This window comes from Arthrobacter sp. fls2-241-R2A-172 (assembly GCF_030208885.1).
Classification (GTDB): domain Bacteria; phylum Actinomycetota; class Actinomycetes; order Actinomycetales; family Micrococcaceae; genus Arthrobacter.
Genome location: NZ_JARVTB010000018.1, coordinates 25066 through 32713, shown reverse-complemented (window position 1 = coordinate 32713; position 7648 = coordinate 25066). Strand labels below are relative to the sequence as shown.

Annotated in this window: 8 protein-coding genes and 1 pseudogene; 6 read left to right on the top strand and 3 right to left on the bottom strand. The window is 62.7% G+C overall.

Going from position 1 to position 7648, the window contains the following annotated elements:
- Together QRM57_RS20145 and QRM57_RS20140 are read left to right on the top strand one after the other, a co-directional pair.
- Positions 1 to 150: pseudogene (locus QRM57_RS20145) on the top strand (DUF222 domain-containing protein); the annotation flags it as partial.
- Between the two features lie 248 nt (positions 151 to 398).
- Positions 399 to 1271, top strand: coding sequence for an NAD-dependent epimerase/dehydratase family protein (locus tag QRM57_RS20140; protein WP_284987945.1), 873 nt, complete (start codon positions 399 to 401; stop codon positions 1269 to 1271).
- 94 nt (positions 1272 to 1365) lie between these two features.
- Here QRM57_RS20140 and QRM57_RS20135 read toward each other — a convergent pair whose 3' ends face one another.
- The 3 genes from QRM57_RS20135 to pdhA are packed head-to-tail and all read right to left on the bottom strand — an operon-like array spanning position 1366 to position 4912.
- Entirely contained in the window at positions 1366 to 2736 is a 1371-nt protein-coding gene (locus QRM57_RS20135) for a dihydrolipoamide acetyltransferase family protein (protein WP_284987944.1), read from the bottom strand.
- A complete protein-coding gene (locus QRM57_RS20130) occupies positions 2733 to 3743 on the bottom strand; it encodes an alpha-ketoacid dehydrogenase subunit beta (RefSeq protein WP_257368448.1) in 1011 nt (336 codons plus the stop codon). Before QRM57_RS20130 ends, QRM57_RS20135 begins: the two co-directional genes overlap by 4 nt.
- Positions 3743 to 4912: a pyruvate dehydrogenase (acetyl-transferring) E1 component subunit alpha gene (gene pdhA / locus QRM57_RS20125; RefSeq protein WP_284987941.1), complete on the bottom strand. Its 1170-nt coding sequence runs from the start codon at positions 4910 to 4912 to the stop codon at positions 3743 to 3745. The genes QRM57_RS20130 and pdhA overlap by 1 nt, the downstream gene beginning before the upstream one ends.
- 195 nt (positions 4913 to 5107) lie before the next feature.
- Between pdhA and QRM57_RS20120 the strand changes: the two genes are divergently transcribed.
- From QRM57_RS20120 to QRM57_RS20105, 4 genes are all read left to right on the top strand, one after another.
- Positions 5108 to 5578 carry an Lrp/AsnC family transcriptional regulator gene (locus tag QRM57_RS20120; protein ID WP_235519699.1) on the top strand — a complete coding sequence of 157 codons (471 nt, stop codon included), beginning with the start codon at positions 5108 to 5110 and terminating at the stop codon, positions 5576 to 5578.
- A gap of 122 nt (positions 5579 to 5700) precedes the next feature.
- A complete protein-coding gene (locus QRM57_RS20115) occupies positions 5701 to 6429 on the top strand; it encodes a hypothetical protein (RefSeq protein ID WP_284987940.1) in 729 nt (242 codons plus the stop codon).
- Between the two features lie 129 nt (positions 6430 to 6558).
- Positions 6559 to 6966, top strand: coding sequence for a DUF4383 domain-containing protein (locus QRM57_RS20110; protein WP_235519697.1), 408 nt, complete (start codon positions 6559 to 6561; stop codon positions 6964 to 6966).
- Between the two features lie 27 nt (positions 6967 to 6993).
- Positions 6994 to 7623: a hypothetical protein gene (locus tag QRM57_RS20105; protein WP_284987939.1), complete on the top strand. Its 630-nt coding sequence runs from the start codon at positions 6994 to 6996 to the stop codon at positions 7621 to 7623.
- Positions 7624 to 7648: the final 25 nt, after the last annotated feature.

The window sequence follows — 7648 nt, the reverse complement described above, 5'->3', positions numbered from 1 at the left end:
CTCCTCTGCTCCCACCACCACCACCTCATCCACAAAGAACAATGGACCATCAACATGACAACCGGCGTCCCCTGGTTCATCCCCCCACCCCACATCGACCCCACACAAACACCCCGACGCAACCACCACCACACACCACTCAGAACCTGATGGATCCACTCAAAACAGAGGGATTCCGTTCAAAACAGAGGGATCCGGTGTGCGGGGGGGCAGCCGAGGACAGGTACTTCCGCGCGCCGAGCCACATGCCTTGGGTCGTACCGGCCTTCCTAGGACTCCCAGGACCTGCCTGAGGGGCTGTGTTCTGCCGTGATGCCACCTACGCTGAAGACCGGACCCCTACCGAACAAGGCAGATTAGCCACTGAGGCAGATTTAGCCACCAAGAAGGAGCAGACCATGAGGATTGCCGTCACGGGCGGAAGCGGAAAACTGGGCAGGAGTGTTGTTCGTCGGCTGACGCAAGACGGCCACCAGGTGCTCAACCTGGACAGAGCCGGAATGCGTGGCCAAAGCTATGTCAATGTTGACCTCCGCAATTACGGACAGGTCCTGGACGTCGTCTTGGGCCTCGACGACCGGCACGACGGTTTCGACGCCATTGTCCATCTCGCAGCCATCCCGGCACCGGGTTTGGCACCGGACGCCGCGATATTCGAGAACAACATGGTCTCGACGTACAACGTCTTCCAAGCCGCTCGGAGAGCCGGAATCAAGAAGGTGGTCTACGCCTCAAGCGAGACGGTACTTGGCCTGCCGTTTGACGTCGACCCACCCTACATTCCGGTCGATGAAGAGTATGCGGCGCGCCCCGAAAGCACGTACTCCTTGGTCAAGCACCTCGAGGAGCAAATGGCCATCCAGCTCACCCGCTGGGACCCGGACTTGAGCATTACGGCCCTGCGCTTTTCGAACGTCATGGACCCGGAAGACTACGAGGCGTTCCCGTCTTTCGACTCCGATGCAACTCTGCGTAAATGGAACCTCTGGGGATACATCGATGCCCGGGATGGTGCCCTTGCCGTGGTCCGGGCCCTGGAACATGCGCAACCGGGTTTTGAGACCTTCATCATCGCCGCCTCAGATACTGTGATGAGCCGGAGCAGCGCTGAGCTTGCGGCGGAGGTCTTTCCCGGCGTCGAGGTTGTGAAGGAACTTGGCGAGCACGAGACGATGCTCTCCATCGACAAGGCCCGCAGACTGTTGGGATTCGAACCCGTGCACAGTTGGCGTGACGTGCACTCAAACCGGACCACACCCACCGAGGACTGAGACGTCCCGGGACCGGACGCGCGACGGCCCACCCCTTGGCTGCAGTTTCCTGCAAGCACTCGTCAAGGGATGGGCCGGCGCAGCTTCAGGGGCTTCAGATCATGGTCATGACCATGGCCGGGTCGGACAGGATGGCACCGAGATCGGCAAGGAACCGTGAACCCTGTTCACCATCCACCAGGCGATGGTCGAAGGAGAGGCTGAGCGACATGACTTGGCGGACCGCAAGTTCGTCGTTCACAACCCACGGAGCCTTCCGCACAGCGCCGAGGGCGACGATGGCGGCCTCACCTGGATTCAGAATGGGTGTTCCGGCATCGATCCCGAACACACCTATGTTGGTGATGGAAATAGTCCCTCCGGAGAGATCCGACGGAGACGTCTTGCCGGCACGCGCGGTGTCCGTCAAGTCAGTCAGCGCGGTGGAGAGCTCACGCAGTGTCAACCGGTCTGCATCCTTGATGTTCGGGACAGTCAGGCCGCGGGGTGTCGCGGCGGCGATCCCCAAGTTCACGTAGTTGAACTGCACAATCTCCTGGCTGGCCTCATCCCAGCGCGAGTTCAGCGTGGGATTGTTCCGGAGCGCCACAAGCACGGCCTTGGCAGCGATGGTCAGCGGCGTCAGCTTGTAGCCCTCGAACGCTCTGTTGCCCTTGAGCCGTGCCAGCAGGTCCATGGTCGCCGTGACATCAACCGTGAGGAACTCGGTCACATGCGGCGCGGTGAAGGCGCTTTGCACCATCGCAGCGGCAGTGAACTTGCGAACCCCCTTGATGGGCGTCCGGGTTTCCCGCTCGCCCTGTGCTGCGTGGGCGGGGATTGCTGCATTTCCGGCGATCTCTTGGGCCGTGCCAACAGCGCTGGTGACGTCACTGGTGAAGGCGTGGACATCGTCCCGGGTAATGAGTCCGCCCGGCCCCGTCCCGCTAACCGCCGACAAGTCCACTCCGAGGTCCCGCGCAAGCTTGCGGACAGGAGGAGTGGAGCGCGGACGTTCGCCAACCCCAGTCGCGGGGGCGGCTGGTGCTGGCGACGCCGTTGGGCTGGCTTGGGCCGCGCCGCGGGCGCGCCGGGTGGGGCGGCCCGTGTGTTCGACGACGGCTCCGTAACCCACCAGGTTCGGCTCTCGTTTCACCGGGGCCGCCTCCGTGCCGGGAGTTTCCGTCGCGCTGCCATTACCGCTGGTGGCGCCACCACCGGTGGAGGACCCGGCGTCGTCCACCTCGAAAGACACGATTGGCTTGCCGACTTCCACTACGGTGCCGGGCTGCTCGTGCAGCGCCGCGACCGTTCCAGCGAAAGGCGAAGGCAACTCCACCACAGCCTTGGCTGTTTCTACCTCGGCAATGACCTGGTTGAGCGTGACCGTGTCCCCCACGGCCACCTTCCAGCTCAGGATTTCCGATTCGGTCAGGCCTTCGCCCAAGTCCGGCAGCTTGAATTCCTTGATCATGGTGGCGGTCATCCTTCCAGTCCGCTCAGGGAGTTGGGGCGGCCCAGGGCCCGGTCTACACCGTCGAGGATCCTGTCAAGGTCGGGCAAGTGGTGCATTTCGAGCTTTGAGTACGGGTACGGAACGTCAAAACCGGTGATCCTCACCGGGGCTGACTCCAGGTAATGGAAGCAGCGCTCGGTGATGCTCGCAGCAATCTCTGCGCCGAGACCACCGGACTGGCCGGCTTCATGCGTGATGACCAGGCGACCCGTCTTGCGCACTGATGCTTCCACTACGGGATAGTCCACGGGAGCGAGGGAACGGAGGTCGATGACTTCCACGGAAATACCGTCGTCCGCGGCAGCCATGGCGGCGTCCTTGGCCGTCTTGACCAGGGGCCCGTATGCCACCAGGGTCACGTCCGATCCCGCGTTCACTACGGCTGCCTTGTCCAGGGGAAGCGCAGTGGAAAGGTCGATGGCCTCGTCCACATCACCCTTGTCGTGGTAGCGCCGCTTGGGCTCGAAGTAAAGGACGGGATCGTCCGAAGCGATGGCCTGCTGGATCATCGTGTAGGCGTCCTGCGGGTTGGACACTGCCACCACGCGCAGCCCGGAGGTGTGGGTGAAGTACGCTTCGGGTGATTCGGAGTGATGCTCCGGGGAGCCGATGCCGCCACCGAAGGGAACGCGGATGGTGATGGGCATTTTCACCCGCCCCTGGGTGCGGTAATGCATCTTTGCTACCTGGCTGACGATCTGGTCGAACGCAGGGTAGATGAAGCCGTCGAACTGGATCTCGCACACCGGGCGGTAGCCGCGGTAGGCCAAGCCAACCGCGGTGCCGATAATGCCGGACTCGGCAAGTGGGGAATCGATGACCCGGTGCTTTCCGAAGTCCTTCTGGAGCCCGTCGGTGACGCGAAAGACGCCACCAAGTGAGCCTATGTCCTCACCCATGAGGACCACTTTGGGGTCGTTTTCGAGTGACTTCCGGAGGCCGGCGTTGATGGCACGGGCAAAAGTGAGCTTGGACATCAGAGTGCACCTTCCTCGACGGACTCGTTGAAACTGTTCAGGTACCGCGAGTAGTGGTCTTTCTGGCGTTCTATCCAGGGATTGGGAGTGCTGTAGACGTGGTTGAAGACGTCCAGTGGTTGCGGATCGGCCATGCCGATGCAGCTGGAGCGAAGTTCCGCAGCTACAGCGTCAGCCTTCGCCTTGACGCGGGCCTCCACATCCTCGGTCAGCAGGCCCTTGGCTTCAAGGAGCTTTCGCAACCTGAGGATGGGGTCCTTGGCGGCCCAGTCCTCCAACTCGATGGGGTCGCGATAGCGGGTAGGGTCATCGGCCGTGGTGTGCGGCCCCATACGGTACGTCACTGCCTCGATGAAGGTGGGGCCGCCGCCCGAACGCGCCCTGTCCAAAGCGACGCGTGTTGCGGCCATGACAGCGAGGACGTCGTTGCCGTCGACCCGGATGCTCGGGATTCCGAACCCCGTGGGCCTGTCAGCCAACTGAACGTGCGACTGGAGCCGGACCGGCTCTGAAATGGCCCAGTGGTTGTTCTGGCAGAAGAACACCACGGGGGCTTGGTAGCTGGCAGCGAAGACCATGGCTTCGTTGACGTCGCCTTCGCTGGTGGCACCATCGCCGAAGTAGGCAAGGACGGCCGTGTTGGCCCCGTCCAGTTGGACTCCCATGGCGTAACCAGTGGCGTGCAGGCTCTGCGAACCGATGATGATCTGGGGTGTCGCCAGGTTGATGCGCTGGGGGTCCCACCCGTAGGAGGCGTTGCCCCGCCATACCCTGGCGATTTCGGAGAGGTGGGCTCCGCGCACGTAGGCCACACCGCTTTCACGGTAGCTCGGAAAAACGAAGTCGTCGTCGCGCAACGATCGGCTCGAACCTATCTGGGACGCTTCCTGCCCGAGGAGCGGGGGCCACAGTGCGAGCTCTCCTTGTCGCTGGAGCGCGGTTGCCTCGGCATCTATGCGGCGGATGACTGTCATGTCCTCATACAAGGAGCACAAAGCCTCATCACCAACGTCCTTGACCCAGACATCGAATTCCGGATGGCTGATCCGCTCGCCGTCCGGAGAAACCAGCTGGAGCAGATTGCCGCCAGTCCTCAGGGGATTTTGTGCACTTTGTCCCGGGCCTGGAGTGTCGTTGTGCACTCCCTTGCCCGCCTGATCCGTCAACACAGGTGATCGCAACCTTCCGGCTCGTTTTTGTCGGCGCTGGCTGGACTTGTGGTCCTGCCGCAGACCGGCCCTCCGGCACCTTCGCCGGAGTTAATTGTGACCCTACTCACAAGTTACAAGGGGTACAACTACCCTCGCAGAAATTGAGCAATGTGCTCTGTTTGGGCTTTCCTCGCCGTGCTAATCTTGCGCATTATGCACCCTTTGGATGGCACTGATACCCGGCTCCTTTCCGCCATGGCGAAAGATCCCCGCGGGACCGTGGTGGCCCTGGCACAGAAGTTGGGGCTCTCCCGGAACACGGTCCAGGCCCGCATGGCCCAGCTGGAGAAGAAGCATGCGTTCCTCTCCTTCGAGAGGCGCATCAATCCGGTCGCGCTCGGCTACCCATTGACGGCGTTCATCACCGTCCATGTGCAACAGCAGAAGCTCGCGTCCCTTGCCCAGGACCTTGCCGACATCCCGGAAATCCTTGAAGGCTTCGGCCTGACGGGATCAGCAGACCTCCTGCTTCGGGTCGTCGCCTTGGACGCGGAAGACCTCTACCGCATCAACGGCAAGATCCTTGGTTGCGACGGAGTGGACCGGACAGATACTGCGCTGGCGATGCGAGAGATGATCCCCTACCGCGTTCAACCATTACTGGGGCGCCGTTCCGAGTCCTGACGGGCGGGTTGGCTGTACACCAAGTGCCGGATGCGCTTTGATTCAAGTGGACGAACCGGGGGCCGTCCAGAGGTCCCCGGTCAGGTGGTGGCGTTGAAGAGGCTGCCGAAAGGGGCACTACCGTGAGCAACCCGCAAGAACCGAACCCGAACCAGCCTGGCCCCGCGCAGCCGCCGGTTCCCCCGAACCCGGGCTACCCACCGCAGACCGGCGCTTCGCCGCAGTGGCAACAGCCGCCGTCGTCCGCCCAACCGCCGTCGTCCGCCCAGCCGCCAGGCAGCGTCCCACCTTACGCAGCGCCCGGCCAACAGTATGGCCAAAATCCTTACCCACCGTACGCAGCACCCGGCCAGAACCAGGGCCCGGTCCCGCCCGGTCAGTACCCCGGTCAGTACCCCGGCGGCCCATACGGCCAGTTGCCGCCCAAAAAGAGCCGAAAGGTCCTGTGGATCGTCCTTGGCATCGTCGCCGGCGTCATCGTCCTGGCCGTTGCTGGCATCCTGGTTCTCGTCAACCTAGTGGGCGACTCTACGTCCAAGGCACGGTCCCTCGCGGACGAGTTCACCACCCTCGTTGTGTCCGGCCAAACGGAGCAGGCCTACGACAACTACCTCAGCCAACCGCTGAAGGACGAGCTGGACAAGCAATCCTTCATTGACGGAATTGAAGGCCTGCGGTTGGACAGTTCCTGCAAGCCGGTCTACAACTCCGTTAACGTGAAATCCAACAACGGCAACAACACCGCCGACCTCGCAGGCAAGCTGCAATGCGACGGGAAGACCATCGACCTCCAGTACGTTTTCGAGGGCACCAAAGACCTCAAAATGAGCAGTATCCGGCTACGCCCTTAACTGCACAAAGTTTTTTCTTCCCGCCACCCATCCGACGCTGCGCATGGTCCGAATCACTGCTTGAGAACCCCACTTGGGATTCAGCAGGACGGCCGGAGTTCTCCGGCCATCATCGGAAGGTTCGGACCAATGCGTACTTCGCCCAATCGCTTGATCGCCACCATCTTCGGAGCCGTCTACCTCCTGGTAGGCGTGCTCGGATTCTTTGTCACCTCGGGAATCGGCTTCTTCGCTACCGAGGGTGCCAACCTGATCATCTTCGCCGTGAACCCGCTTCACAACATCATCCACCTGGCCATCGGTGCCGCCCTGCTTTACTCAGGCATGAACAGTGTCACCCTGTCCAAGACGGTCAACACCACGGTTGGTGGGGTCTACCTGCTGGTAGGTATCGTCGGGCTCTTCCTCGTCGGCAGCTCACTGAACATCATCGCCCTCAACGGCGCTGACAACGTGCTGCACCTCGCGAGCGCCGTAGTCCTGCTCGGCGTTGCCCTCTCGCAGGACAAGGCCGTCGTAGCCTCCGCCCGCGCCTAAGCACAGCGCCACGTCACCCACGGGCTGATGACCGAACAGTTGATCACCGACTCCGGAGAGCGAGGAGCTACGACCATGGAGAACAAAAACCACCCCACGCTAAGCGCAGCGACGTTGTTGTTCGTTTATTTCGCCGCCATGGCTGCGGGAATGGTCGAGCTCTCCGTGGCCGCCGGCTACATCGCCGGAGCTGGAGCCACGGCACCGGGACTCATGGTCCCGGGTGTCGTGACTCTCTTGGCCGGCCTTGCCTTCCTGGCGTGGTCGCTGTGGGGACTGCACCGCAACTCCCTGGTCTTAGCCCGCTATGCGCTTCCGGCCTTGGCCGCAGCCGGTGTAGCGCACCTCGCCGTCGTGGCGAGCGGAATCAGCATCCAACGCTCGTTGGATGTGAGCCACTTTGCCGCCCTCGGCCTGACCCTGATGGCGCTCGCTGGAGCGGGCTGGCTGAGGCGGCAGCGCAAGACCAACGACGGCGGCACCCACGGCCAGCCAAGGACCGGGCGGCTTCTGGCAGCCGCGTTCGGAGCCGCCGTCGTTGTTGCAACAGTTGCAACTCCGGGACTGGCGGCGTCGATGGCGGGACAGCACGCCGTGCCACACGGAGAGCACAGCCAGGGCTCCAATCCCGCCCTGGAGCAGGGTCACCACCACTAGGTAGTGACCGGACCGGCGCACCATC